The organism is Streptomyces sp. LMG1-1-1.1 (assembly GCF_040815545.1).
Classification (GTDB): domain Bacteria; phylum Actinomycetota; class Actinomycetes; order Streptomycetales; family Streptomycetaceae; genus Streptomyces.
In genome coordinates this window covers 31,815-57,204 of sequence record NZ_JBFPNH010000030.1, presented here as the reverse complement: position 1 = coordinate 57,204, position 25,390 = coordinate 31,815, and the positions used below count along the sequence as shown (strand labels likewise).

Genomic DNA, 25,390 nt, shown 5'->3' with positions numbered 1-25,390 from the left:
ACGTCCGTCCCCCGCACAGCGGCCGACAAGGAGCGATGATGAACGACGCTGCCGGTTCCGTCCCGTCCGCCGCCGAGGCGGTGCTCGCCGCCGACGACTCGCCCATGGGCGCGGCGGCCCGCTGGGCCGTGGAGCTGCTCACGGCACCCGGTCTCGCCACCGAGGACGCCCTCACCGGGCGCTTCGTGCCCTCCTTCCCGTTCGGGCTCGGCGGGGGCTTCACCCAGCGGCTCCGGGAGTGGCGGGAGAAGGGACCGTTCACGATCGAGGCGTACGAGCCGGTGGCCCACAAGGGCTGGGTGGCGCTGGGCGGGGGCGGGACGCGGCACCTCCTGTCGCTGACCCTGGACTCCAGCGGTCTGCTGCGCCTCCTCACCTTCCAGCCCGAGACGGTGATCCCGGAGGTCGGCTCCTGGGACGACGTGGAGGACCTGCTGCGCACCCCCGGTGTGGAGCACTCCGTGCTCGCCGCGCGGCTCGACCCCGGGGGCCCGGTCGTCCTGCACGAGTCGGCCGCCGGCCGGCCGATGCCCACCGGGTCGGTGTACAAGCTGTTCGTGCTGCGGGCGCTCCTCGCGGCGATCGACGAGGGCCGGGTGGGCTGGGACGACGAGGTCACGCTGACGCCGGAGCTGCGCAGCCTGCCCACCGGCGACATGCAGGAACTGGCGGACGGGACGCGGGTGTCGGTGCGCGAGACGGCGCACAAGATGATCGTGCTCAGTGACAACACGGCCGCCGACCTGGTGATGGACCTGCTCGGCCGGGACGCGGTGGAGCGGGCCCTGGGCCCGGCCGGGCACCACGACCCGTCCCTGATGCGCCCGTTCCTGACCAGTCACGAGGTCTTCGAACTGGGCTGGGGCGATCCGGAGCGGCGCGCGGAGTGGACGCGGCGGGACGAGGCGGGGCGCCGGGCGCTGCTCGACGAGGTCGCCGGGCCGATCACGGTGCGCATCGGCGATCTCGGCGAGACCGTGCACCAGCTGGGGCTGGACTGGCACATGGACGCCCACGACGTGCTGCGGGTCCTCGACGGGCTGCGGCAGGACAGCGAGCGGGACTCCACCGGCGTCGTGGAGGAGATCCTCACCGCCTACCCGGGGGTGCCCGTCGACCGGGAGCGGTGGTCCCGGGTCTACTTCAAGGCGGGTTCGAGCCCGGGCGTGATGACGTTCTGCTGGCTGGTCCAGGACCCCTCGGGTGCTGCCTGGGCACTGGTGCTGCGGCAGGCGGCGGCCGAGCAGAAGCCCATCGGCGACGGGGTGTTCCTGCGCGGGGTCGGCCGCCGGATCATCGAGTCCGGGCTGCTCGCGGCGGGCCCCGAAGGACCGCGTCCCTCCGCCGGAAGCCCCGCCCGGTGAGCGTCAGGGACCGGCTGCTCGCCGTGCTCGTCGCCGTGCTGTGGGGGCTGAACTTCCTGGCCGTGCGGATCGGGCTCGACCACTTCCCGCCGGTGTTCCTCTCCGCGATGCGGTTCCTCGTGCTGGCCGTGCCCGTGGTGCTGTTCGTGCCGCGCCCCAAGGTGGCGGCCCGTTGGCTGGTGATCTACGGGCTGGGCTTCGGCGTCGTGCAGTTCGCGCTGCTCTTCCTCGCCATCGACCTCGGCATGCCGTCCGGGCAGGCGTCGGTGGTGGTGCAGGCGTCGGCGCCGTTCACCATGCTGCTCGGCCTGCTGTTCGGGGAGCGGATCAGCCGGCGGCAGCTGGTGGGGATCGCGCTGGCCGTGCTCGGCATGACGGCGATAGCGGTGGAACGGGCCCGGGGCGCCGCGCTGTTGCCGCTGCTGCTGACGCTGCTCGCGGCACTGGGCTGGGCGATGGGCAACGTCGCGAGCCGGCAGGCCCGGCCGGACCATCCGCTGCGCTTCGCGCTGTGGATGTCCGTCGTGCCGCCGGTGCCGCTGCTCGCCCTCTCCGCGCTCCTGGAGGGCCCGGCCACGGGCTGGCGGGCGCTCGGCGAGTCGTTCGGCCCCGCGGGGGCGGCCGGTCTGGTGGCGCTGCTGTACACGTCGCTGGCGGGCACGGTCGTCGGCTCCGGCATCTGGACGACCCTGCTCAAGCGGTACGAGGCGGGGACGGTCGCACCGTTCTCGATGCTGGTGCCGGTCGTCGCCGTCGCGGTGGCGTGGGTCTTCCTCGACGAGCGCCTCACCGCCTGGTCGGCGGTGTCCAGCGCCACGGTCGTCGTCGGTGTGCTGGTGGGCACCACGCGGGGCCGGACGCCCGCCGGAGCGGCGGGCGGGACGGGCCGCGGTCTGCCGGGGCCGCCGGCCCCGGCAGGGCCGGATCAGTCCGACGAACCGACGTCGCGGGTCCAGAACACCCAGCGGTCGTAGGGCTCGAAGCCCATGGCCTCGTTGAGCGCGATCACCGGGTGGTTGTCCTCGGCGTTCGCCGTCTCGATCAGCCGCACCCCGGGTTCGTTCCGCAGGACGGACGCCAGGTTGGCCAGTTTGAGGAGCAGGCCGAGGCGGTGGCCGCGGTGGTCGCGGTGTACCACCGTCATGCCCTGGAGGGCGTACGAGGGGTTGCCGGTGGTCTTGGACACGCTGGTGTAGCCGGCGAGGGTGCCGGTCGCCCGGTGGACCACCCCGGTGTGGTGGGCCCGCCGGCCCCGGCCGACCCGCATGGTCTCGAACTGCCGGGCGTAGCTGGCGCGGACGTCCTCCTGGGCCGGGTCCGCGGGCGCGTCGCCCAGGGACAGTTCGAGCCGCGAGACGGGTACGGCGTACTCGTCGGGGGTGACGGTGCCCCAGGTGACGAGGGAGTACCCGGCGGGCGTGGCGGGCACCCCGCCGGCCAGCGGATCGTGCCGGTCCAGGTCGAGCCACTGGTGCACGCCCGCCGGGGTCCCGGCCCGGCGGGCGCCCATCGCCGCCGCGAAGGCGGCGGGCGCCGGGTCCTGCGGCGGGCCGGCGGGCAGGCTCTCGACGACGGTCGCGGTGAGCGAGCTCCGTCCGTGCTTGTGGGCCAGGGACAGCGCGTGGTCGTGCAGCGCCCGGCCTATGCCGCCGCGGCGCAGCCCGGGGTGGACGAGCAGCTGGTCGACCCGCGCGGACGCCGCCCCGTCGGGCAGCGCGAGCCGCAGCGAGCCGACCACCCGGCCGGCGTCGCGCACCACCCAGTCGTCGAGGACGGTGGCGGGCGGGGCGAACCTCAGCGACCCGACCAGGTCGACGTTGCACGGGGGTGCGGAACGCGGGCCGGCGGCGGTCGCCACGGCCATGAGGTCGAGCCACTGCCCCACTGTCTCGTCGTCGTCCGCTTCGAGCGGTACGAACTCCAGGTCGCGGGGGGCGTCGTTCATGCGGGGTCCTTCCGGGTCGGTGCGGACGGCGCGTCCGTGGCGAGTCCCATCGCCTGGACGTCGTAGAGGCCGAAGGCCGGGTGGACGTAGACGTTGGTGACCCAGGGGTTGCGGAAGTGCAGGGTCTTGTCGTGCACGAGGGGCAGGAGCACGGCGTGTTCCATCACCCGTCGTTCCACGGCCCGCCAGCGCGAAACGCGTTCGTCGGGATCGGTGCTGTGGAGGGTCTCGTCGATCAGGCCGTTGATCACGGGGTCGTCGAGTTCGGGGAGGTTCCAGTTCCCGCCGTTGCGGCGGATCTGTCGGCCGTCCACGAGCGGGGCGAGGAAGCCGTACTCGGTGGGGAAGTCGGCCCCCCAGTCGGTGACGATGAGGCCGAGACCGTGCCGGCGTACGGTGCCGGGATGCCCGGCCCCGAGGCTGAAGTACGTGGCCACGTCGAGTTCCTTGACGGTGAGCCGGATGCCGACGCGGGCCACCGACTCGGCGAGCGCGTCGGCGACCAGCCGGAACTTGCCGCGCTGGGTGCCGATCACCGCCTCGAAGCCGTCCGGGAGCCCGGCCGCCGCCAGTTCGGCCCGGGCCGCCGCCAGGTCGCCGCGCAGGTCGGGACCGGTGGGGTACGGGTCGAGGTCCTGGTGCGCGGGCAGCCGCGGCGGGAACAGGGCGGTGGTCAGGTCGCCGCCGGTGACGGGGCCGCCGCGGGCCTCCTGGAGGAGGATCTTGTCCGCGGCGTAGTGCACGGCCCGGCGGGCGTGGACGTCGCCGAAGGGCGGGATGTGCGGCTGGACGGCGACGAAGTGCAGGAAGCTCGTCCGGGGGTTGTCGATGTGCGAGCGCAGCACGTCGTCGGCCGTCACCCGGCCCTGGGCCGCGTGCTGGAGCCCGCGGCCCTCCAGGTTGATGTCGAACTCGCCGGCGATCAGCCGGGCGTCGAGTTCGTCGACGTCCAGGCCGATGGCCAGCTCCACCCGGTCCGGCAGCGCGGGCCGCAGCGGATCCGTGTCCCGGTCCCAGTACGGGTTGCGCTCCAGCCACAGGTGCTTCCCGGGCCGGTGCTCGGCGACGCGGTACGGGCCGCTGGAGCGCGGGTCCGTTCCGTAGTCGGCGCCGGTGTCGGCGGCCGGCGGCACCGGTGCGGTGCACGGCTGGGCCATCAGGTGGTCGAAGTCGGAGAAGGGCCGGCTCAGCCGGAAGACGATCGTGCGGTCGTCGGGGAGCTGGACGGACGCCAGCGGCCGGTCCGTGCGGTACGGCCCGGGGTAGGGCCGGTCCGGGTCGTCGAGGAGCGGGATCAGATAGGTGGGGCCGCCGGGCAGCACGTCCTGGGCGAAGATCCGCTGCACGGCGTGGCGCACGTCGCCGGCGGTGATCGGGGTGCCGTCGTCGTAGCGCAGGCCGGGGCGCAGCCGGTACGTCCAGGTGCGGCCGCCGTCGCCGACCTGCCCCGGGCCCTCGGCGAGGTCGGGGACGGGGACGAGCCCGGCGGGCCCCGGGTCGGTCGGGTAGGCCATGAGGGTGCGGTTGAGCATCCGCTGGAGCAGCCACACCCACACGTAGTAGGTGCGGGCCGGGTCGAGCGAGTCGACGTCGGCGGAGGAGGCGAGCCGGAGGGTTCCGCCCCGCCGGTCCGAGGGGTTGACCAGGGCTCCGACGCCGGTGTCCCAGCCGGCTCCGGCGCGTGCGGGGACGCTCATCGCGGTGTCCTTTCGAGCCGGAGGAGGAAGGAGTGCTCCCGGGCGGCGAGGCAGCCCCGGGCGAGTTTGGCCTCCACGCTGCCGATGCCGGCGTGCAGGACGGACACGCCCTGTTCCGCCGCGGCCTCCAGGACGCGGTAGTACAGGACGTCGTAGTAGAGGGGCAGTTTGCCCTGGGCCTCGTAGTCGAAGCCGGCGCGGTGGCCGAACCACTCCTCGCCGCCGCGGGCCCGGTTGCGCAGCACCATGCCGAAGCCGATGGGCACGCCGTCCTTGCGGGCGACGGAGACCATCGCGTCGTCGCCCATGACCTCGCCGATCCAGCGGATCAGGCCCGCCGAGTACTCGGGGGTGGCCGGGTTGCCGTACTTGCGCAGCAGGTTGCAGTCGAGTTCGCCGAGCCGGGGCGCCAGTTCGGGGGTGATCGGCTCGATGCGGACGTCGATCTTCGCCTCGTCGAGGGCCCGGCGCTCCAGCCGGACGCGGCGCCGCCGGTGCGGGGTCATCTCCGCGAGGAACTGGTCCCAGCCGCCCGGGGGGACGGGCAGCCACGCGTAGTGCGCCGACGGGTGGGAGCGGTAGCCGCGCCGGTCGAGGAGGTCCATCAGGCCGGTGTCCCGCTCGTCGACGTGCGGGAAGCAGACGGTGGCCGCGCCCCGCTCCAGCGCCAGCTCCTCGGCCTCCGCGACCAGGGCCGCCATGTCCTCCGGCCGGGCGTCGGCGCCCATCAGCGGCCGGGTGCGGCCCAGATGGCGGCCGCCGCACACGAGGGACGGCAGCAGGGACGCCGGGTCCTGGTCCGCCGTGTCGCGGAGCCGTTCCAGCGCCTCGGGGTCCTCCTCCCTTACGGCCCGCTCCAGCATCGCGTCGGGGCGCGCGAGGAGCCAGGGCACCGTGTCGTCGGCCCAGGCGGTCACCAGGGCCGCCACGGGCCGGCCGGCCCTGCGGCGTACCAGGAAGTCCATGGTGGTGCCCGCGTTGCGCTCCTGCACCGCGAGCCAGCGCGGGGTCTGGAAGAAGTCCTCGGGACCGGCCAGGTCGGCCCAGCCCGCCCCCTCCAGGGCGGCCGCGCCCGGCACGTGCTCCACCGCGGCCGGTCCCGCCACCGGCGCGTCGCCGCTCACGGGCGCTCGGCTCCGGCCGGGCCGGCCGCCCCGTCGGGCCCGTCCTCCTCGACCACGAAGTCGAGGTAGCCGGCGGCCTTGTCGGCGAGGGCCTGGGCCTCCAGGCGGTCGGGGCCCGCGCAGTAGGTGAAGCCGACGCAGGAGGAGTTGTCCATGCGCTGGAGCAGGTGGTCGCCCTTCTCCACGTGCAGCAGCACCTGCACGCCGGGGACCGCGGAGGCGGCCTCGACGCCGTCGACGCGCACGAGGGTGCCGCGCCGCTGGGGGTAGATCATCCGCACGGCGGCCCCGCCGTTGTGGACGACGGGTTCGATCGGCGGGACCTCGCCGATCGTGAGGAGCCAGGCGTCCAGGATGGGGCTGCGCCCGGTGACGTCGGTGACCAGCATGGTCATGCAGCTCGACGGGGTGCGCGGGTTGGCCTCGATGACGCGCCAGCCGGACTCGGTGCGCCGCACCTCGGTGTGGCAGGGCCCGTGGTCGTAGCCGATGGCCTCCAGGGTCCTGATGACGACGGAGTACAGCGCGTCGCGTTCCTCGTCGGGCAGCGGCACCGGGAAGGTGTGCCCGCACTCGATGTACGCCGGGTCGCCGAACAGGTCCTTGGAGGTGACGCCGAAGACGTGGGTGCGGCCGTCCACGGTCATCGTCTCGACGCTGACCTCGACGCCCTCGACGTAGGTCTCCAGGAGCACCTCGCCGGAGCGCGGCTGGCCGCGCAGGCTCTCCCGCACCGCGGACAGCTCCTCGAAGGCCTCGGTGAGCTGCGCCATGTCGTCGACCCGGCGGACGCCGTAGCTGATGGCCTCGGCGGGCGGCTTGGCGATCATCGGGAAACCGAGCCGCCGGGCCGCCTCGGGGAGCCGGTCCCGGTCGGCGACCAGCATGTGCGGGATGTTGTACGGCACGTCCCCGAGCGCGACCCGCAGCCGGTCCTTCACGTTGGCGGTCTCCACCGCGGCGGGGTCGGGGCCGGGCAGGCCGAGCCGCCGGGCCGCCTGCGCCGCGAGGACCGTGTGGTAGTCGGAGAACGAGGTGAGGCCGTCGACGAGGGGGTGGCCGTCGTCGCCGGTGACGACGGCGAGTACGGCGTCGAGGTCGGTGGTGTCGACGTCGATCACCCGGTCGACGGCCGCGCCCAGCGGGTGGGTGTCCCAGTCGTGGCCGTGGGTGTACCAGTTCCGGTCCCCGGTGAGCAGCCACACCTCCAGACCGTGCTCCCTCGCCTGGTGCAGTCCCAGGACGAAGGGGTGGTTCTGCATGTGCTCGACGATCGCGATGCGCTTGCCCGCGAACTTCGCATAGTCGGCCAGGGGTGTGGTCATCGAACCGCCTCCGTGATTCCGCAGTGCAGTCGTCCGAGCTGCAGTCGCTCGACTGGACTCAGTGGACCGCGCCGGTGCGCCGGGGGTCACGGATGCGGCGGAGGAGTGCATAGGGGGCGGGCAAGGCGCATAGGAAGCGGCGCGGCGCCGCTCAGCCGAAGCGGCCCTCCACGTAGTCGGCGGTGCGGGTGTCACGGGGGCTGGAGAACATCGCCTCCGTGGGGCCGTGTTCGACGATCACGCCCGGTGTCGCCTGCTCCGCGAGGAAGAAGGCGCACTGGTCGGAGACCCGGGCCGCCTGCTGCATGTGCAAGCCCACCGGCGCGCCCGGGACTCCGCCGGGCGGGGCGGGTCAGCCGCGGAAGGGCAATCGCCGGACCGGGCGGGGCGACCGCGAAAGGCTTCGGCCGGCAGTGCGGATCAGCCGCGAAGGGCTTCGGCGGGTTGTACGGAGGATGCGCGGCGGGCGGGGTAGATCCCGGCCACGACCCCGGTCGCGAGACCGATGAGGGGGGCGGTGGCGAGGATCAGGGGGTGCATGACCGGGGTCCAGTCCCTGAGGAGCGCGACCGCCAGGACGGCCAGTGTGCCGAGCGCCGTGCCGATGAGTCCGCCGAGCGCGCCCAACGTGCCCGACTCCGCGAGGAATTGGGCGGTGACGTGGCGCTTCTGCGCTCCGAGGGCGCGGCGTAGGCCGATTTCGCCGGTGCGTTCCAGGACGGCTACCAGGGTGGTGTTGGCGATGCCGATGGCTCCGATGACCAGGCATACCGCGGCGAGGAGGAGAAAGAGCTGTTCGAGGTCGGAGGTCACCGAGGTCCGTAGGCCCTTGGGGTCGGGCGGCGGAATCGCCTTCACGTACTCGGGGTGGTCGGGGCGCAGGGCGGTGGGGGCCTCCCCGGCTACTTGACGGGCGGCGCCGAGGTCGGTGGCGATGAGCATTCTGGCGCCTTGGGCGGGGCGTCCCCAGAGTTCGGTCGCGGTGGTGGGCGGTACGAGGACGGAGAGGAGGATGTCGGGTTGGCGTTGGGTGTCTTCGATGATGCCGGTGACGGTGAAGGGCTGTCCGCCGATGAGGATCGCGGGTCTGGTCTCCAGGGTGGTGATGCCCAGGCGTGCGGCGATGCCGGAGCTGATGACGGTGACGTGTTGGCGGGTGTCGGCGTGGAAGTCGTCGTACAGCCTGCCTTGGGAGATGCGGGGTTCGGCGGCGCGCAGGGCGCCGGGTGCGGCGGCCACCACGTCGAGGGCTTCTCCCCCTCGGGTGTCGCCGACGGGGGCGGCGGTGACGGAGAGTTCGGCGGCGCCGTGCCGGGGTTGCACGGTCCACAGGACGCCGGCGTGGCGCACGCCGTTGAGCCGCTCGACGCGGTCGGTGGCGTCGTCGGGGAAGGCCGGGTCGGCGAACTCGTCGTGTTCGCGGGCGATGTCCTGGAGGGTCACCTCGGTCGCGGAGAGCACGTTGAAGCGGGCGTCGATCTGCGAGGAGGCGGTGGCGGTGAGGCCGAGTACGGCGACGAACGCGCCGACGCCCAGGACGGTGCCGAGCATGGTGAGCGCGGAGCGGGCGGGCCGTTGCAGCATCCCGACCAGGGCCTCGGTCAGCAGGTCGCGCGCCGCGAAGGTGGAGTGCCCGGTTCCGGGCGGGAGGGCGGCGTGCGGTGCCGTGGCGGTGCGGGTCAGCATGCGCGTGCCCGGTCGTTCTCGCTCAGGATGCCGTCGCGGATGGTGACCGTCCGTCGGCCGCGGGCGGCCACGGCCGGGTCGTGGGTGATGAGGACGATGGTGATGCCTTCGGCGTTGAGGGCCTCAAGGAGGCCGAGCACCGCGTCGGCGTTGCCGGTGTCGAGGTTTCCCGTCGGCTCGTCGCACAGGAGCAGCGAGGGGCGGGCGACCAGGGCGCGGGCGATGGCCACGCGTTGGCGTTCGCCGCCGGACATGCGGGTGGGCAGTGCGTCGGTGCGGTGGCCGAGGCCGACGCGGTCGAGTGCCTCGCGGGCCCGCAGGGGGCGTTCGCGGCGCGGGGCGCCGCCGTAGACCATGGCGAGTTCGACGTTCTCGCGGGCGCTGCGGTGCGGCATCAGGTGGAAGGCCTGGAAGACGAACCCGATGCGGCGACCGCGCAGTGTGGTGCGCTCGGTGTCCTTGAGGCGGCCGGTGTCGATGCCGTCGAGAAGGAAGCTGCCCGCGGTGGGGGTGTCGAGGAGTCCGGCGATGTTCAGGAAGGTGGACTTGCCCGATCCGGAGGGGCCGACGACGGTGATGAACTCGCCCCGGTCAACGGTGAGATCGCTGGGGCGGAACGCCTCCACGGGCGGCGGGCCCGGATAGGTGAGGCCGACCTGCCGGAACTCGATGACGGGCGGCCCGGACGGAGACTCGGTCATCCGATTCCTCCCTGCACAGCAGCGGCGTCGGCTCGGACGCCGGTCACCACGCGGTCGCCTTCGCCGAGGGCGCCGCCGTCCAGGGGGACGACCTCGACGTTGCCGTCGCCGGTGGTGCCGGGCTTCACCCGGACCCGGCGCTGCCTGCCGTCGTCCTCGAGGACGGTGACCGCGGTGGAGCCGTCGGCGCCGGCCGACACCGCTGTGACCGGGACGACCAGGACCTTGCCGCCGGTCGTGGCGGCCAGGACGGTCAGACGGACGTTCTGCCCGGTCCACGCGGCCTCCAACGGCCGGCCCGGCGCCAGAATCATCAGATAGCCGTCGCCCTCCGCCTGCCCGCCGGCCGGCTGTCCGTCCTGCCCGTCCTGCCCGTCGCCGGCGGGACGCGGCGTCGTACGGGTAGTGGCGATGGACCGCACGGAAGCCTGGGCGGTCGCGCCGTCGAGCTCGGAGAGGATCTCCGCCTTCTGACCCGCCCCGATCAGGCCCTTCTGATGGTCAGGCACATAGCCGTGCACCACCAGGGGGCCCGCGGCGACGGTCATCACGGTTCCCTGCACCCGCGCGCCCAGGCGGACGGGAAGATCCTGCACCCGTGCCGGGAAGCTCTCCAGGAACGCGACCTCACCGGACGGGACCATCGGTCCCGCAGCCGCCCGCGCGGCGACGAGCCCTTCGCGCGCGGTGGCCAGGTCCTCCCGCGCACGCACGACAGCCTTGCGCATGACCGCCCGATCTCGGCCATCGCCGTCCGTTCCGGTGGTCGAGCCGACCGTTCCCGCAGGCGAACCGGCCGCCCCCGCGGTCGGATCGGCCGCCTTGCCCGCGCCCCTTCCGGAACCATCGGAACCGGAGCGGGAGTCGGCGCCGGAGCGGGAGTCGGAGTCGGAGCCGGCCTCTGCGGTCTTCAGGGCGTCCTCGGCATCGTCCAGGGCCCGTTCGGCCGCCGTCACCAGTGCTTCGGCCGCGGCCACAGTGGCCGGGCCCTCGGCCCCGCCGACCGGAACGGGTTCGTACCCGAGCCCTTCGTACAGCGCGGTGACCGCTGTCTTCGTGCCCTCCCCGAACCGCCCCCGGACATCGGGAGAGGTGGAATGACCGAGCCGCTGCAACGCGTCCTGGAGCCGGCCCACGTCACTGCCCTGAGCGCCGGGCTTCAGATCGCGGTAGAGCGGAACAGCCCCCTGGAGAGCGATCACCGGACGGCCGGATATCTCGACCAGCAGTCGACCCGCACGCACCTCGTCCCCCGCCTTCAGCGGCAGCTTGGAGACCGTGGGACTTCCCCCGTCCGCCACGGCGCCCGGGGTGATCTCGACGCTCTGGCCGGCGACCACCGTGCCGCGGAGGATCACCGAAGAGGCCAGCGTCCGGTACTCGACCGGCGCGGTGATGACCGACGGTGCGGGCGGCCGGGAGTCCGCCGCCGCCTGGGCGGGCGACTTGATCAGCAGGGAGGCGCCGAAGCCCGCCCCGGTGAGCGCGACCGCGCCCACCGCGATCAGGACGACCCAACGGCGCCTGACCCGCATACCGTCACCACCGCTGCCGCCGACCGTCTCGACCGCGGCCACGGGGGGCTTCTCGTCGTTCCGCATTCAGTTCGCCAATGCCTCGTAGGCCGACTTCACGACCGCGTCCTGGTCCTTCTTGATCTCGGCGAAACCGGCGGCGTTCCGCTCGATGTAGTCGTTCTGGATCTGCGATTCGAGGCGGAGCAGCACGGTGGCGAGCTTCGTCTCCTGCTTGCACTTCACATCGGCCTTGGCCACGGCCTTCTCCTGTGGCGACGCGGAATTCCCCTGGAGCGCGAACTTCTCGGCGGACTGGAGGAAACCGGTGTACTGGTATCCGGCCTTCTTCATGCAGGACGCCCACGCGCCCTGCGACTTGATGAATTCCGGCATCTTCTGGGCCTGCCCGTAGGAGGAGAAGTCGATGCTGAGCAGTCCGATCTTTCCCTTTGCGGGGTTCTGCACCTTGTCGAGCCCCAGCTTGCGACCGGCCTCTCCGATACAGCCGCCCTCGGGAATGTCCTTGCCCTGGTAAATTCCGCCCGAGCCCGCTTTGCCACCCTTGGCGCCGTAGACCATGTACGCCGCGGGCGGAAGCTTGGCCGCGCCCGATACCGCGCCTTCGGCGTGCTCGTCGCCGCCCGCCGATGGAATCATGTGATAGCCGCGTTCGGCAGCGACCTTCTCGCTGACCACGCCGTACCGGCGGCTGACGACCTTGACGGGCTCGGCCTTCGTGACCGGCCAGTCGAACCCGAACCGCTTCATGCAGTCGGAAGCCAGAGTGGAGTGCGCGGTGTCCACCAGCGCCTGCTGCTCGGGGGTGAAGAAGTAGGCGGACACCGGGAGGACGATGTCGGCCTCCGTGACGACCTCCCGGGCCGCCGAACCGCCGTGGGCGGCAGCCGTGTTCGCGCCTTCCCGGCCGCCCTCCGCACACCCGGTGAGCAGCAGCGTGCCGACTCCGGCGGCGATGACGAGACGCGTGTAACGCAAAAGGATCCCCTGGAGAGAGTGAAGGTGCGCGTGGGGGCGGAATCGGCCTCCGCCCCCACGCAGTCATGGGCCGGCGATCAGAAGTTGTACACAGTCCCCGAGCAGTTGTCGCCGAAGAGGTGCGAGTTCATCACGTCGTTGGCCTGCTTGCCGTTGCTGAGCGTGATGTAGGCCATGTTGGACACGTATCCGTAGGCCGCGATCTTGAAGCAGGGGCCCCAGTGCGCGGAGTTGTAGTACACCGAGATCCTGGTGTCCGTGTCCCAGTTGTCGATGGAGCTGACATTGAAGATGTAGTTGTCACCCGCATAGAGCGGAATGTTGGTGGTGCCGGGGTAGTAGATGTTCGCCCAGTTGGTACGGGAGCTGTAGTCGTCCCGCTTGTACCCGCCGAAGTCGGAGTCCGAGTAGAGACAGGCGTTGTCGGGGGTGCAGTCGGCCGCCTGCGCGGGCGCGGCCGCGACGACTCCCGCACCGACCAGTGACGCGGCGAGCAGCAGCGCCGAAGTACGTCGAATCATGGGTGTTCCCTCGTTTTCGATCCACGCCTGAAGAAAGGCGGACGAATGGCAAGGGATATGCGCAATGCGGCGCCACATCGCATCCCCCGCCGACGTGCCTGTTGTGTGCACGTCAGATGCGACTCGAAGGCTAACCGATCTTCACCGCATTGGAAACGATCTTGACCGCCACCCGTCGATCTTCTGTCGATCCACCAAGGCCCTTCGACGGATCAACCAGCCCCCCGCACGACCTCCGCTCCGGGCGGGTCGTCGAGGAAGGCGCCTCACGGCGCCGGAAGGTGGCGTAGCCCACCCCGTGTTCACGCAAGGCTCGCGGTCACGTTGCGTAGCGGTCCGACGGAGTGTGGATCCGGGCTTCCTCGGTGACATGCCGGAGCTCCGGATGGCTCCCGCCCTTCCAGGACGACGTTCAGGCCGGCGGGAGGTGCGTGGTGCGATCCTGTCGCGCTGCTGTGCGCAGTGCGGCGATGACGGCCGCGGTCGTCGGACTGGTCGCCTCGGTGTGACGGGTCGCGGCGAACAGGAGGCGCAGGATCGGGTGGTCCTCGACGGGCGCCGTGCGGATTCCTGGTGTGGCCGGGTCGATGGCCGTCCGCGGGACGAGCGCGGTGGCGAGGCCGGCTCGTGCGAGGGCGAGCTGGGCGGCGATGTCGGCGGTGACGTAGCGCGTCGTGGGGGTGAAGCCGGCCTGGCGGCAGGCATGCAGGATGGCCTGTCCGCAGTCCGTGGTGGCCGGTGGCACGACGAGGTTGCGGGTGGCCAGTTCGCGCAGGGCCACGGGGCGGTCGTCGGATCCGGGTCCGGGTCCGGTGGCGGCGGTGACGACGAGCAGCGGATCGTCGAGCAGCGGCGAGACCTCGACGCCCCGGTGTGCGGTCTCCGGCAGGTGGTGGTAGCGCTGTCCCAGCACCACGTCGACGGTTCCGAGCGTGAGTTCCCGCAGTTGCGCCTGGTCGGTGACGAGACAGGTCACGGCGAGCTGCGGATGGTCGGCACCCAGCGCGGTCAGGGCGGGGGCCACGATCCTGGCGACGGTCGACGGCAGCGCGGCGAGCGTGGCGGTGGCGCCGACCGTGCCCTTGACCGCCGCGACGGCGCACTCGGCTTCCTCCATGGCGGCGAGGATCCGGTCGGCGTGTTCGAGGAGGACGCGGCCCGCCTCCGTGAGCGCGACGGTTCGCCCGTCGGGGCGCAGGAGATCGACCCCCACGTCGTGCCGCAGTGCGGCCAGCTGCTGGGACACGGCACCGGCGGACAGTGCCAGGGACTGGGCGGCCGCGGTGATGGAGCCGCGGGCGGCGACGGTCTTGAGCATGTGCAGTCGGCGGATATCCAGCATGACTCGATAGATTACCTAAAGGGTTCCCTCAGAAATCATCCTCTTGACCTGTCGAGTCGAGGTGAGCGACCTTCAGCGCATGGAGATCTTCGACTGCATCGCCGCGGTTTCCCGGCCCATCCACGACTTCGGCGACGAGTTCATGTCCGACGACGCGACCGCCGCCATCGGCCTGCGCGCCGGGTTCGCTCCGGGGCGCGGCTTCTACTGCCGCGGCCGGTTCGGGGTGCTCGGCGAGGCGCCCGCTTCCGTGGTCCAAGCCGTACAGGGCTTCCTCGGCCCCGAGCTGGTCACCGCCGGCTGGCGGGCCGGCCGGTCCGTGATGCCGCCGGACGAAGCCGCCGCCTGCTACGCACAGGCCGTCCGGACATGGGGGCGCGCCGCTATCCCCACCGACGCCGACGTGGAGCACTTCAACCGGCTGGCACAGCAGCTGATCGACGCCGCCGACGCCGACGCACTGCCTCTGTTCGCCGGCTGGCGCGCGCAGCCCCTACCCGGCGACGACCCGGTCGGGGCGGCGATGCAGCGCATCCACGTGTTGCGGGAACACCGCGGCGCCTGCCATCTGGCAGCGGTGCGCCTGTGCGGGCTGAGTGCCCGAGAGGCCATGGTCGTCAACCTCGGCGTCGCACAGGCGACCCACTACGGCTGGCAGGAGCCGCTCCCCGCTGCCGCAGACCTGACTCCCCGATGGCAGCGCGCCGAGCAGCTCACCGACGAGCTGCAGGCGCCGCTGTACGCTGCACTGACCGACCGACAACGTGCCGAATTCGCCCAGCTTGTAGCCGAGTTGACCGGTTCGACGAGCAGGGGATGATGTGGCCATGCTCATGACTCATGAAGGTGGTTCGCCGACCGTCCACCCCACGGCTTATGTAGCTCCGACCGCCACACTGTGCGGAGACGTGCGCGTGAGCGCCGGTTGCCGGGTGCTGTTCGGTGCGGTGCTCACCGCCGAGGGCGGGCCGGTGGAGCTGGGCGAGGGCAGCATCGTGATGGAGAACGCGGTCCTGCGCGGTACCCGAAGGGATCCGCTGGTCCTGGGACGGCAGGTCCTCGTGGGCCCCGCCTCCTACCTGACCGGCTGCCGAGTCGAGGACGAGGTCTTCCTGGCCACCGGCAGCCGCGTCTTCAACGGAGCACGGATCGGGACCCGCTCCGAGGTGCGGATCAACGGCATCGTGCATCTGCGCACCGTGCTGCCCGCCGACTCGACGGTGCCGATCGGCTGGGTCGCCGTCGGCGACCCGGTGCGCATCCTTCCGCCGGAGGACCACGACGGGATCTGGGCGGTGCAGAAGGACCTTGACTTCCCCGGCTACGTCTTCGGCCTGGACCGCCCCGCCGACGGCGAGAGCCTCATGCCGGCCATCTCCGAACGATTCGGCCACGCCCTCGGCCGCCACAGCAACGACCAACAGATCTGAGCCCGCACATACGCACGGTGCGCGGCGGCGCCACACCGCCGCTGCGGGAATCGACCTGCCGGATGCCCGCGAACAGAACCATCACCACCTGCTCCGCGTCGGGTTCGCTCGGCTCCCCGCCACCCGAAGCCGGCTCGTCAGCGTGCGCCGGTCTCCGGTTCGGGCCGGGGCAGCTCGTCCAGGTCGAGGGTGAAGGTGCGTCCGTCGGCCAGTTCGACGGGGAGCTTGCCGGTGCCGTACTGGTGCGTGTGTGCCGCGAGGTAGCCGGTTCCGGTGGGCCGGGTGACGCCCGCACCTCTTCCCTGCCGGAGAGTGCCCCGATAGCGGTGCCACGGAGGTGGTACTCAGCTCCCTGCCGGTACCTGCCCGGCGGGGCGCGGAAGCAGTTCGCTGGAGCCGCGGACCACCAAACGGGTGGGGACCGTGATGGTCCGGGCGCGGGTACGGTCGCCGTCGAGGCGGGCGAGGGCGGTCCTGGCCGCCGCCCGGCCGATGGCCGCCGGGTCCTGGGCCACGACGGTCAGGGCCGGTTCGAGGACGTCGGCGAGCGGGAGGTCGTCGAAGGTGACCAGGGCGATGTCCTTGCGCCCGGCGCGGGTGAGCTGGGCGATGACTCCGAAGGCCATGATGTTGTTCGCCGCGAAGAGGGCGGTGGGCGGGTTCGGCAGGCCGAGCAGTGCGGTGGTCTCGGCGGCGGCCTCATCCTGGCTGTGGGCGCCGGTCACCAGGGTCCGGTCGTAGGGCAGGCCGGCCGCGGCGAGGGCCTCGCGGTAGCCGGCGAGGCGCTCGCGCCGGGTGTAGAGCTTGGCGGGAAGGTCTCCGATGAAGCCGATACGGCGGTGGCCGCGCGCGATGAGGTGGGAGATGCCCTCGTGGACGCCGGCCTGGTTGGAGCTGACGACGCAGTCGGCGGACAGTCCGACTCCCGGCCGGTCGAGGAACACGACGGGCAGACCGGCCGCGCGTGGCGCCTTGAGATCGCTGTGGTCGGCTCCGAAGGCGGGGACGACCATCAGCATGCTGACGCGCCGGGCGAGGAAGGTCCGGATCAACGCCCGTTCCCTGTCCGGGTCTTCGGCCGACGAGCCCATGAGCAGGGTGAGCCCCCGACTGCGGACGAGGTCCTCGATGCCGCCGGCTACGGTTCCGAAGAACGGGTTGCCGAGGTCGGGCACGACCAGGCCGACGGTGGTGTCGGGGCCCCCGACCCGGATGTTACGGGCCATCAGGTTCGGCTGGAAGCCGAGTTTCGCGACTGCGGCGAGCACGCGCTCGCGGGTCTGCGGGGAACTCGGTCCGTCCTCGTTGAGCACCCGCGACACCGTCTTGGCGCTGACGCCCACTTCCTTGGCGACATCGGCCAGCGTGGGGCGACGGTTCGCGGGCATGTACCACCGTTCCTGTGCGTTCGGCGGGCCCGGCCCCTGCCCGGGGCCGGGCCCGCTGTCCTGACTGTGCGGCGACCCTGCGGTCTGCGCGCCGTTGCCCCTGCGGCAACTCAGTGGGCGGACACGCCTGCCGCCTCGGCGGCATCCGCGTCGGCAACGACCGTACCTCCATCGTCGCTCACCCTGAGCGCCCCCGTCATGATCGCGACGACCTCCGCCATGGAATGGTCGGACGGCTTGATCAGCGCCTCGCGACGGCCGAGCCGGTGGATGTGGATGCGGTCGGCGATCTCGAAGACGTGCGGCATGTTGTGGCTGATCAGGACGACGGGCATGCCCTTGTCGCGGACCCGGCGGATCAGGTCGAGGACCTGCCCCGACTCCTTGACGCCCAATGCGGCGGTGGGCTCGTCCATCACGACGACGCTCTTGGCCCAGGCGACGGATCGCGCGACCGCCACGGCCTGGCGCTGACCGCCCGAGAGTGTCTCCACCGGCTGAGTCAAGGACCGCAGTCCGATCTTGAGGTCGGCCATGTGGGCCGCCGCCTCCTGGCGCATGCGCTTCTTGTCGAGCATGCGCAACGCGCTGCCGAGGAAGCCCGGCCTGCGCAGTTCGCGCCCGAGGAACATGTTGGAGGCGATGTCCATGGAAGCGGCGACGGCCAGGTCCTGGTAGACGGTCTCGATACCGTGCTGCCGGGCGTTCTGCGGCCCGGTGAACCTGATGGGTTCGCCGTTCAGCCGGATCTCGCCTTCGTCGGGGGTAAGAGCACCAGTGAGGGCTTTGATCAGGCTCGTCTTCCCGGCGCCGTTGTCGCCGATGACGGCGAGGACCTCGCCGGGCAGCAGGTCGAAATCGGCGCCGTCGATGGCGGTGACATGGCCGTACCGCTTGACCAGGCCACGGGCCTGGAGCACGGGAGTGACATGGGCAGTGCTCATCGTGCCTTCCTCCGGGAGATCTGGTCGACGGTCACGGCCAGGATCACCAGCACGCCGGTGATCAGGGTCTGGTAGATGGAGGCGACGCCCATCAGCTGGAGGCCGTTGCGGAACACGCCGACGATGAGGACGCCGATGAAGGTGCCGAGGACGGCGCCCCGGCCGCCGAAGAGGCTGGTGCCGCCGAGAACGACGGCGGTGATGCTGTCCAGGTTGTCGGTCTGGCCGGCCTGCGGGTCGCCGACGCCGGTGCGGGAGATCAGGAGCAGTGCGGCGATCCCATAGACGACTCCGGCAAGGGTGTAGAGGCCGATCGTGAGCCGGGAGGTGCGGATGCCGTTGAGCCGCGCGGCCTCGGGACTGTTGCCGAGCGCGTACACGTGCCGGCCCCAGGACGTGCCGCTCAGCGCGTAGGCGAAGAGCAGGAACAGGGCGATCGTCACGAGCGAGCCGTAGGTGATGTCGGTGTTGCCCAGGGGGAACGTCTCGCCGAGGGCGGTCAACGGCGCCGGGAGGTCGGTGATCGTCTGCTCGGCCGAGTAGATGTGGGTCAGGGCGAACGCCACGTTCAGCATGCCGAGGGTCACGATGAACGGGGGGAGCGGGATCAGTTGCACCAGCAGGCCGTTGACCAGGCCGAAGACCGCGCAGACGGCGAGGCCGAGAGCGATCGCGACGAGTGGTGGCAGGCCGCCCTCGGCAGCCGCCTTGGCGATGACGATGCTGCCGAACGCCATGACGGCGCCACACGAGAGGTCGATGCCGGCGGTGAGGATGATCAGGGTCTGGCCGATGGCCAGCGTGCCCACGACCATGACCTGCTGGACGATCAGCGAGAAGTTGCCGCCGGAGAGGAACTGCTCGGTCGTCAGGGAGAAGAAGACGCACGCCAGCAGCAGGGCGACGAGCGGGCCTGTGGTGGGTGTGGCGAGCAGCCGGCGGACCTTGGTCGGTCCTTTCAGCTGGTCGTAGGGCACGGTTGTGGCAGTCATGGTGGTCCTTGCCGGTGTCGATGGTCGGCGGAGCGGGGGGCGTCAGGGGATACGAGCCGCAGGGCTGTCCGCCGTAGGAGGCGTTCGGGTTCCGCGGCGCGCCTTGACGTCGGGGTTCAGCCCCAGCACTTCTCCAGGCCGTACGCGGTGTCCTTGGCGTCGACACCCGGCTTGGCCGCGTCGGTGATCAGCGTGACGCCGGTGTCGGTGTAGCCGGAGGCCTTCTTGCCGTCCTTGGCGTAGTCGGAGACCGCCTTGACGCCCTGGGACGCCATTTCGAGGGGGTACTGCTGCGAGGTCGCCGCGATCTTGCCTTCCTTGACGGCCTTCGTGCCGGTGCAGCCGCCGTCGACGGAGACGACCAGCACCTTCTTCTCCAGGCCCTTCGCCTTGAGCGCGGTGTAAGCGCCCAGCGCGGCCGGCTCGTTGATCGTGTAGACGACGTTGACGTCCGGGAACTTCTGGAGGCAGTTCTCCATTGCTGTCTGGCCCTTGGCCTGGTCGCCGCCGGTGTCCTGCATGCACACGATCGACGGGTCGCCCTCCGCGACGCCGAAGCCCTTGAGGAAGCCCTGGTGGCGCTGCACGCCCACCGCGACGCCGGGCGCGAGGTCCAGGGTGGCGATCTTCGCCTCCTTGCCGGCCATGGCGGCCTTGGCGTACCGGCCGATCAGCTCGCCCGCCTTGACGTTGTCGGTGGCGAAGAGGGCGTCGGTGGCGTCCTGCGGATCGGTCGGACTGTCGAGCGCGACGACCAGGACGCCCTTGGCGCGTGCCTTGTCGAGGGCGGGGACGATCGCCTTGGAGTCGTTGGGCGTGATGAGGATGCCCTTCACACCGGAGTTGACCATGTTCTCGATCGCGGTGACCTGACCCGCGTTGTCGCCGTCGAACTTCCCGGCCGCGCTGACGAGTTCGACGCCGTTGTCCTTCGCGGCCTGCTCGGCGCCCTCCTTCATCTTCACGAAGAACGGGTTCGTGTCGGTCTTGGTGATCAGCCCGACCTTGGTTCCTCCGCCACCGGACGCTCCCTGCGCACCGGAGCCGCAGGCCGTCAGGGTCAGCGCCGAGGCGGCGGCGAGAACGGTGAAACCGGTGGAGACGCGAAGGGTGCGGTTTCTGCGAAGCATGTCTGATCTCCTGCGGGACGAGGGCGGGGAGGTGGTGTCAGCGTTGACACATGTCATCGTTGACACTGCTTGCGGAGGATGATGAACTCCATCACCCGGAAACGTCAATGCCTTCGCGCCGTCACAAATCGGCAACGCCGCCCGCCCGCACCACCTCACATCGAGAGCAGCGCTCTCCGTGAGCTTCCTCAAGGACCCCGTACACGCAGCCTCTCGTGCTGCCCACCTTGGAGAGACCGAGCCATGAGCCTGCCCCTGGTCACCGTCCTCGGAGAATGCGTCGCGGACGCCTTCACCATGCCCGCCACCACGCCGGGCGAGCTTGGCCTGCGGGTCCTGCCGGGCGGCGGTCCGGCGAACACCGCTGTGGCGCTCGCCCGGCTGGGCACGCCCGCCCGCTTCCTGGCGCGCCTGTCCGACGACGTCTTCGGCCGGCTGTTCCGCGGCCACCTGGAGGCCTCGGGTGTCGATCTCTCGGCTGCCGTGCGCGCGGCCGAGCCCAGCACCCTGGCCGTCGCCGAACTCGACGCCCAGGGCCGGGCCGAGTACTCCTTCCATGCCCAGGGAACCGCCGACTGGCAGTGGACGGCGAGCGAACTCGCCGCGACGGACCTCGCCCATACGGCCTGCCTGCACTCGGGCTCCCTGGCCCTGGTACGCGAGCCCGGCGACACGGCCGTGGAGGACTTCCTCGCCCGCGCCTCCGCCACGGCCACGATCTCCATCGACCCCAACGTCCGGCCGCTGCTCGTGGGGTTGGGGGTCTACCGCGAGCGCCTGCCGCGCTGGTGCGCGCTCGCCGACATCCTCCGGCTGAGCGAGGACGACCTGGAACTGCTGCTCCCCGGCTTCACGATCGAGCGAGCCTGCGACGCCTGGCATGCGGCGGGCGTCCCCCTCGTCGTGATCACCCGGGGGGAGCGCGGCGCGGTTGCCTCGCTGGACGGCGAGCGGACCGCCGTACCGGCGCCCCCGACCGACGTGGTCGACACCGTCGGCGCGGGCGACTCCTTCACCGCCGGCCTCCTGCACCATCTCGGCGCCGAGGGGCTCCTCGGTGGCCGGCTGACGGACCTGCGGATCGACGACGTCTTCGACGCCTGCGACTTCGCCGCCCAAGTGGCGGCACTGACCTGCGGTGTCGTCGGGCCCAACCCGCCCTGGGCCGGCCAGTTGCGGCTGCCAGTACCCACGACCGCACGTGTCGCCAGGCGCATGGCCGGCGGAACCGTCGGTTGAGCGGGCGGCTTGACCGGCGCCCGAACGAACTCGGCCCAGGCCATTGACGCACCGCGCCGAGCCCGCCCATCATCACTCCCCAACGGATGTCATCGCTGTCATATGTCATCGATGACATCCGTTTCCCGGGCCGCCCCACCGCCCGGCACTGCGAATCCCCCGGCGTCGTTCCACCGCAGCGGACGCGGGCACGACGCCGCCTCCCACAGTGCAGGAGAAACCATGAGCCGAGTCCCCGCACGCCGCCGTGTCCCCTTGCGCCTCGTCGCCGCCGCGGCCGCGACCTGCGCGCTCACCGTCACCGCCGTCGCCCCGCAGGCGTCGGCGGAGGACAGTCGGCCGTACACGGAGACGTACCGCCCCCAGTTCCACTTCAGTCCCGCGAAGAACTGGATGAACGACCCCAACGGACTCGTCTGGTTCAAGGGCGAGTACCACCTCTTCTACCAGTACAACCCGAGCGGCAACACCTGGGGCGACATGTCCTGGGGCCACGCTGTCAGCAAGGACCTGGTGCACTGGCAGGAACTCCCCCTCGCCATCCCGCACGACGACGAGGAGATGGTCTTCTCCGGCAGCGCGGTCGTCGATCACGACAACACCACGGGGTTCGGGACCAAGGAGAACCCCGCGATGGTGGCCGTCTACACCAGTCACTACAAGGACGGTGGCAAGCAGGCCCAGTCCCTGGCGTACAGCACCGACAGCGGCCGCACCTGGACCAAGTACTCCGGAAACCCGGTGCTCGACATCGGGTCCAAGGAGTTCCGCGACCCCAAGGTCCAGTGGTACGCGCCCACCAAGAGCTGGCTGATGACCGTGTCGCTGTCCACCGAACACAAGGTCCGGTTCTACTCCTCCAAGGACCTCAAGAGCTGGACCCATCTGAGCGACTTCGGCCCGCAGAACGCGGTGGGCGGCGTCTGGGAGTGCCCGGACCTGTTCCCGCTGCCCGTCGACGGCGACCCCAAGCGCGTCAAATGGGTGCTCGTCGTCAACATCAACCCCGGTGGCATCGCGGGAGGTTCGGCCGCCCAGTACTTCGTGGGCGACTTCGACGGCAAGCGGTTCACGCCCGACCATGACGGCTCCTACACGCCGCCTCCCGGAGTCGTGGTCCAGGACTTCGAGGGGCCCGACTACGGCGCCTGGCAGACGACCGGCACCGCCTTCGGCGACGGTCCCGTCCCCGCTCCCGCGCCCGGGACGTCGGGCACGAGCGGCTCCGAGGGCAAGGGACTCGTCGACAGCTTCCACAGCGGCGACCACGAGACCGGCACCCTCACCTCACCGCCCTTCACCGTCACCAGCCCGTATGTCAACTTCAAGGTGGCCGGCGGCCGTCACCCCCACGTCCCCGGCTCCGTGACGGGCGACTCCCCCGCCCCCGCGGGGGAAGTCCTCGCCGACTTCGAGCAGGACGGCTACGGCTCCTGGACGGCCACGGGCACCGCCTTCGGCGACAGGCCCGCACCCGGCACCCTCCCCGGCCAACACCAGGTGTCCGGACACGAGGGCGACGGCCTGGTGAACACCTTCCTGGGCGGCGACGCGACCACGGGCACCCTCACCTCGCCCGAGTTCACCCTCACCACGAAGCACCTCAACCTCCTCATCGGCGGCGGAAACCACCCCTCCGGATCCGACGCGCCCACCGCCGTCCGGCTCGTCGTCGAGGGCAGGACGGTGCGCAGTGCCACCGGCACCGACTCGGAGTCGCTCAACTGGGTCTCCTGGGACCTCGGCGACCTCGCCGGCCGCACCGCGCACATCGAGGTCGTCGACGAGAACACCGGCGGCTGGGGGCACGTCCTGCTCGACCAGGTCATGCTGTCCGACACCCCGGCACGCCCCCGCTCGACGGAGACCACGGTCAATCTCCTCATCGACGGCACGATCGTCCACAGCGCGACCGGAGCGGACAGCGGAAGCCTGGACTGGGCCTCCTTCGACCTCCGCGCCCACCAGGGCAAGCAGGCCACCCTCCAGATCGTCGACAGGAACACGGCCGGCTGGGGCCACATCCTGGCCGACCACTTCGTCGCCGCCGACCAGCCGGCCGTCCCGGCCCTCCAGCGGGCCGACTGGGTCGACCACGGCAAGGACTACTACGCCGCCGTCTCCTGGGAGGACGTCCCGGACGGCAAGCGCCGCATGATCGGCTGGATGAACAACTGGCAATACGGCAACAACATCCCGACCTCCCCCTGGCGCGGCGCGCAGAGCATCCCGCGCGAGATGGCGCTGCGCACCACGGGCGGCCGGATCCGGCTGACGCAGCGGCCCGTTTCCACCGTGGAGTCGCTCCACGGCCCGTCGGTCGGCGTGCGCGACATCAGGATCGCGGAGGGCTCCGTGCCACTGGCAGCGGGCCGGGCCGACGGTGAGGCACTCGACATCCGGGCCACGTTCGCCCTCGACGACGCCGAGCGTTTCGGGTTCAAGGTGCGCACGGGCGAAGGCCAGGAGACCGTCATCGGCTACGACAGGAAGACGCGGGAGCTGTACGTCGACCGGACGCGTTCGGGCGCGGTGGATTTCCACGGCGACTTCCCCGGCGTCCAGCGCGCACCGTTGGCGGCCAGGGACGGCAAGGTCGAGCTCCGGATCCTGGTCGACCGGTCCTCGGTCGAGGTGTTCGGCGGCGACGGCGAGGCCGTGATCACGGACCAGATCTTCCCCAGCCCGGACAGCGACGGCATCCAGCTCTTCGCCGAAGGCGGCTCCGGCCGCCTCGTCGGTGCCAAGGTCTGGCAGGTGCGGTCGTACCGCGACTGACCACCGGAGCGGTTCCGTTGACGGTGCGGAGGCGTGGTGCCGACCCGGCAACCCGCCTCCGTACCGCGCGCGTCCGTGAAGAACCCGGGAACCTGACGTTCGAGGTGTACACCAAGGAATCCAGCCCCCTGGCGTCCCTAGCGACGATTTCCGGCCACCAGACCGATGAGGTGTCGGCAAGAGAGCACATATTCGGTGCGGTGTGCGGCGTGTCACACGCCGGAGCCGTGGGATCGCCGTGGGATCATCGTCGTGGTTCCGCACCACCCTCCGCCTGAAACTCCAGGTCAAGAAGGTCGGGGCCCGGCGAGGCAGGCCAGGGGCGCCGGTTTCACCGCACCGCTGCGAGGCGGTCGCCGCACGCGCAAGCACCCCACCCGGGGCGTTTTCGCAGGTGAGAACGTTTTTCTTTGGTGGGGCGGGTGGGACTCGAACCCACGGCCGACGGATTATGAGTCCGCTGCTCTAACCGGCTGAGCTACCGCCCCGAACGGTGAGGCGCGTACATGTGTGCGCGCCGTCTGCCGCAGCATAGCCGCTCATACGATCTCCTGCTCCGGAAGATCGGCTCTGCTGACCATGAAGACCGCATGTGACCGGGCATGGTTCCCGGAGACGCGAAAAAGGACCCCGAAGGGTCCTCTTCCGTGTGGCTCCCCCGACTGGACTCGAACCAGTAACCCTCCGGTTAACAGCCGAATGCTCTGCCAATTGAGCTACAGGGGATCGCGCTCCCCCGACTGGACTCGAACCAGTAACCTGCCGGTTAACAGCCGGCTGCTCTGCCAATTGAGCTACAGGGGATTGCTGCGTCGCACCGAGCGTAACCATTCCGGCCGAACCGGGCGGGCACTCGCTCGCTGCGAGACATACATTAGCGCAAGCAGGGGGGTGCTCCGCCAATCGGTATCCCCAGAGCCTCCAGGGAAGGATCGCTGCCGTGCGGTACAAGCTGACGTTCGTCGTGGGACTGGCCCTCGGTTACGTGGTGGGGACGCGGGCAGGGCGCGAGCGCTACGAGCAGATGAAGAAGTCGGCGCAGGACTTCGCGCAGAACCCGGCCGTGCGCAACGCCGCCGAGTCCGCCGCGCAGACCGGACGCCAGGCCGCGGGGAAGGCGGCGCACCTCGTGGGCGACACCGTGGGCGACCGGCTGCCCTCCGCCGTGACCGACCGGGTGCACGCGCTGCGCGGCCGGGGCCGGGCGAACGGCAAGGTCGACGAGGAGGACTGGGGCACCAGCAACACCTGAACGCCACCGGGGCACCCGT

At 71.3% G+C, this 25,390-nt stretch carries 22 protein-coding genes and 3 tRNA genes; 7 read left to right on the top strand and 18 right to left on the bottom strand.

Annotated elements, in window-relative coordinates; all coding sequences use genetic code 11:
- Positions 1–35: 35 nt before the first annotated feature.
- Together MRBLMG1_RS17635 and MRBLMG1_RS17630 are read left to right on the top strand one after the other, a co-directional pair.
- Positions 36–1,364, top strand: a complete 1,329-nt coding sequence (locus MRBLMG1_RS17635; RefSeq protein WP_367824984.1) for a serine hydrolase — start codon at positions 36–38, stop codon at positions 1,362–1,364.
- Entirely contained in the window at positions 1,361–2,338 is a 978-nt protein-coding gene (locus MRBLMG1_RS17630) for an EamA family transporter (protein WP_367824983.1), read from the top strand. Before MRBLMG1_RS17635 ends, MRBLMG1_RS17630 begins: the two co-directional genes overlap by 4 nt.
- Here the strand turns inward: MRBLMG1_RS17630 and MRBLMG1_RS17625 are convergent.
- From MRBLMG1_RS17625 to MRBLMG1_RS17575, 11 genes are all read right to left on the bottom strand, one after another.
- Positions 2,290–3,309 carry a GNAT family N-acetyltransferase gene (locus MRBLMG1_RS17625; protein ID WP_367824982.1) on the bottom strand — a complete coding sequence of 340 codons (1,020 nt, stop codon included), beginning with the start codon at positions 3,307–3,309 and terminating at the stop codon, positions 2,290–2,292. The genes MRBLMG1_RS17630 and MRBLMG1_RS17625 overlap by 49 nt on opposite strands.
- Positions 3,306–5,006 (bottom strand): ABC transporter substrate-binding protein, encoded by a 1,701-nt coding sequence (locus tag MRBLMG1_RS17620; RefSeq protein ID WP_367824981.1) that lies wholly within the window; start codon positions 5,004–5,006, stop codon positions 3,306–3,308. The genes MRBLMG1_RS17625 and MRBLMG1_RS17620 overlap by 4 nt, the downstream gene beginning before the upstream one ends.
- On the bottom strand, positions 5,003–6,130 hold the full coding sequence (locus MRBLMG1_RS17615; RefSeq protein ID WP_367824980.1) for a GNAT family N-acetyltransferase: 1,128 nt from the start codon (positions 6,128–6,130) through the stop codon (positions 5,003–5,005). The genes MRBLMG1_RS17620 and MRBLMG1_RS17615 overlap by 4 nt, the downstream gene beginning before the upstream one ends.
- On the bottom strand, positions 6,127–7,455 hold the full coding sequence (locus MRBLMG1_RS17610) for an ATP-grasp domain-containing protein (RefSeq protein WP_367824979.1): 1,329 nt from the start codon (positions 7,453–7,455) through the stop codon (positions 6,127–6,129). The genes MRBLMG1_RS17615 and MRBLMG1_RS17610 overlap by 4 nt, the downstream gene beginning before the upstream one ends.
- 151 nt (positions 7,456–7,606) lie before the next feature.
- The gene (locus MRBLMG1_RS17605) at positions 7,607–7,762 is read right to left on the bottom strand and encodes a hypothetical protein (RefSeq protein WP_367824978.1); all 156 of its coding nucleotides are present in this window, start codon (positions 7,760–7,762) and stop codon (positions 7,607–7,609) included.
- A 113-nt stretch (positions 7,763–7,875) separates the two neighbouring features.
- Positions 7,876–9,141: an ABC transporter permease gene (locus MRBLMG1_RS17600; protein WP_367824977.1), complete on the bottom strand. Its 1,266-nt coding sequence runs from the start codon at positions 9,139–9,141 to the stop codon at positions 7,876–7,878.
- Positions 9,135–9,842, bottom strand: a complete 708-nt coding sequence (locus tag MRBLMG1_RS17595; protein WP_367824976.1) for an ABC transporter ATP-binding protein — start codon at positions 9,840–9,842, stop codon at positions 9,135–9,137. Before MRBLMG1_RS17595 ends, MRBLMG1_RS17600 begins: the two co-directional genes overlap by 7 nt.
- Complete coding sequence (locus tag MRBLMG1_RS17590) at positions 9,839–11,419, bottom strand: peptidoglycan-binding protein (protein WP_367824975.1); 1,581 nt, start codon at positions 11,417–11,419, stop codon at positions 9,839–9,841. Before MRBLMG1_RS17590 ends, MRBLMG1_RS17595 begins: the two co-directional genes overlap by 4 nt.
- A 24-nt stretch (positions 11,420–11,443) precedes the next feature.
- Positions 11,444–12,355, bottom strand: a complete 912-nt coding sequence (locus tag MRBLMG1_RS17585; protein WP_367824974.1) for a hypothetical protein — start codon at positions 12,353–12,355, stop codon at positions 11,444–11,446.
- 77 nt (positions 12,356–12,432) lie between these two features.
- Positions 12,433–12,876 (bottom strand): hypothetical protein, encoded by a 444-nt coding sequence (locus tag MRBLMG1_RS17580; protein ID WP_367824973.1) that lies wholly within the window; start codon positions 12,874–12,876, stop codon positions 12,433–12,435.
- 412 nt (positions 12,877–13,288) lie between these two features.
- A complete protein-coding gene (locus MRBLMG1_RS17575; RefSeq protein WP_367824971.1) occupies positions 13,289–14,218 on the bottom strand; it encodes a LysR substrate-binding domain-containing protein in 930 nt (309 codons plus the stop codon).
- A 79-nt stretch (positions 14,219–14,297) separates the two neighbouring features.
- Here MRBLMG1_RS17575 and MRBLMG1_RS17570 point away from each other — a divergent pair, with 79 nt between their 5' ends.
- The gene (locus MRBLMG1_RS17570) at positions 14,298–15,038 is read left to right on the top strand and encodes an SCO6745 family protein (RefSeq protein ID WP_367824970.1); all 741 of its coding nucleotides are present in this window, start codon (positions 14,298–14,300) and stop codon (positions 15,036–15,038) included.
- Between the two features lie 94 nt (positions 15,039–15,132).
- The gene (locus MRBLMG1_RS17565) at positions 15,133–15,648 is read left to right on the top strand and encodes a gamma carbonic anhydrase family protein (RefSeq protein WP_367824968.1); all 516 of its coding nucleotides are present in this window, start codon (positions 15,133–15,135) and stop codon (positions 15,646–15,648) included.
- A gap of 344 nt (positions 15,649–15,992) precedes the next feature.
- Here MRBLMG1_RS17565 and MRBLMG1_RS17560 read toward each other — a convergent pair whose 3' ends face one another.
- The 4 genes from MRBLMG1_RS17560 to MRBLMG1_RS17545 form a co-directional block, all read right to left on the bottom strand.
- Positions 15,993–17,036: a LacI family DNA-binding transcriptional regulator gene (locus MRBLMG1_RS17560; protein ID WP_367824967.1), complete on the bottom strand. Its 1,044-nt coding sequence runs from the start codon at positions 17,034–17,036 to the stop codon at positions 15,993–15,995.
- A 110-nt stretch (positions 17,037–17,146) separates the two neighbouring features.
- Positions 17,147–17,980, bottom strand: coding sequence for an ATP-binding cassette domain-containing protein (locus MRBLMG1_RS17555; protein ID WP_367824966.1), 834 nt, complete (start codon positions 17,978–17,980; stop codon positions 17,147–17,149).
- The gene (locus MRBLMG1_RS17550) at positions 17,977–18,972 is read right to left on the bottom strand and encodes an ABC transporter permease (RefSeq protein ID WP_367824965.1); all 996 of its coding nucleotides are present in this window, start codon (positions 18,970–18,972) and stop codon (positions 17,977–17,979) included. The genes MRBLMG1_RS17555 and MRBLMG1_RS17550 overlap by 4 nt, the downstream gene beginning before the upstream one ends.
- A gap of 116 nt (positions 18,973–19,088) precedes the next feature.
- Positions 19,089–20,102 carry a sugar ABC transporter substrate-binding protein gene (locus tag MRBLMG1_RS17545; RefSeq protein ID WP_367824964.1) on the bottom strand — a complete coding sequence of 338 codons (1,014 nt, stop codon included), beginning with the start codon at positions 20,100–20,102 and terminating at the stop codon, positions 19,089–19,091.
- 243 nt (positions 20,103–20,345) lie between these two features.
- On the opposite strand from MRBLMG1_RS17545, the gene MRBLMG1_RS17540 reads away from it, so the two are divergent.
- Both MRBLMG1_RS17540 and MRBLMG1_RS17535 read left to right on the top strand, forming a co-directional pair.
- A complete protein-coding gene (locus MRBLMG1_RS17540; protein WP_367824963.1) occupies positions 20,346–21,341 on the top strand; it encodes a carbohydrate kinase family protein in 996 nt (331 codons plus the stop codon).
- A gap of 222 nt (positions 21,342–21,563) precedes the next feature.
- Positions 21,564–24,119 carry a GH32 C-terminal domain-containing protein gene (locus MRBLMG1_RS17535; RefSeq protein ID WP_367824961.1) on the top strand — a complete coding sequence of 852 codons (2,556 nt, stop codon included), beginning with the start codon at positions 21,564–21,566 and terminating at the stop codon, positions 24,117–24,119.
- Positions 24,120–24,530: 411 nt separating this feature from the next.
- On the opposite strand, the gene MRBLMG1_RS17530 is transcribed toward MRBLMG1_RS17535, so the two are convergent.
- From MRBLMG1_RS17530 to MRBLMG1_RS17520, 3 genes are all read right to left on the bottom strand, one after another.
- A tRNA-Ile gene (locus tag MRBLMG1_RS17530) sits at positions 24,531–24,607 on the bottom strand.
- Positions 24,608–24,769: 162 nt separating this feature from the next.
- Positions 24,770–24,845, bottom strand: a tRNA-Asn gene (locus MRBLMG1_RS17525).
- Positions 24,846–24,850: 5 nt separating this feature from the next.
- Positions 24,851–24,923 (bottom strand) — tRNA-Asn (locus MRBLMG1_RS17520).
- Positions 24,924–25,059: 136 nt separating this feature from the next.
- Between MRBLMG1_RS17520 and MRBLMG1_RS17515 the strand changes: the two genes are divergently transcribed.
- The gene (locus tag MRBLMG1_RS17515; RefSeq protein ID WP_367824959.1) at positions 25,060–25,371 is read left to right on the top strand and encodes a YtxH domain-containing protein; all 312 of its coding nucleotides are present in this window, start codon (positions 25,060–25,062) and stop codon (positions 25,369–25,371) included.
- Positions 25,372–25,390: the final 19 nt, after the last annotated feature.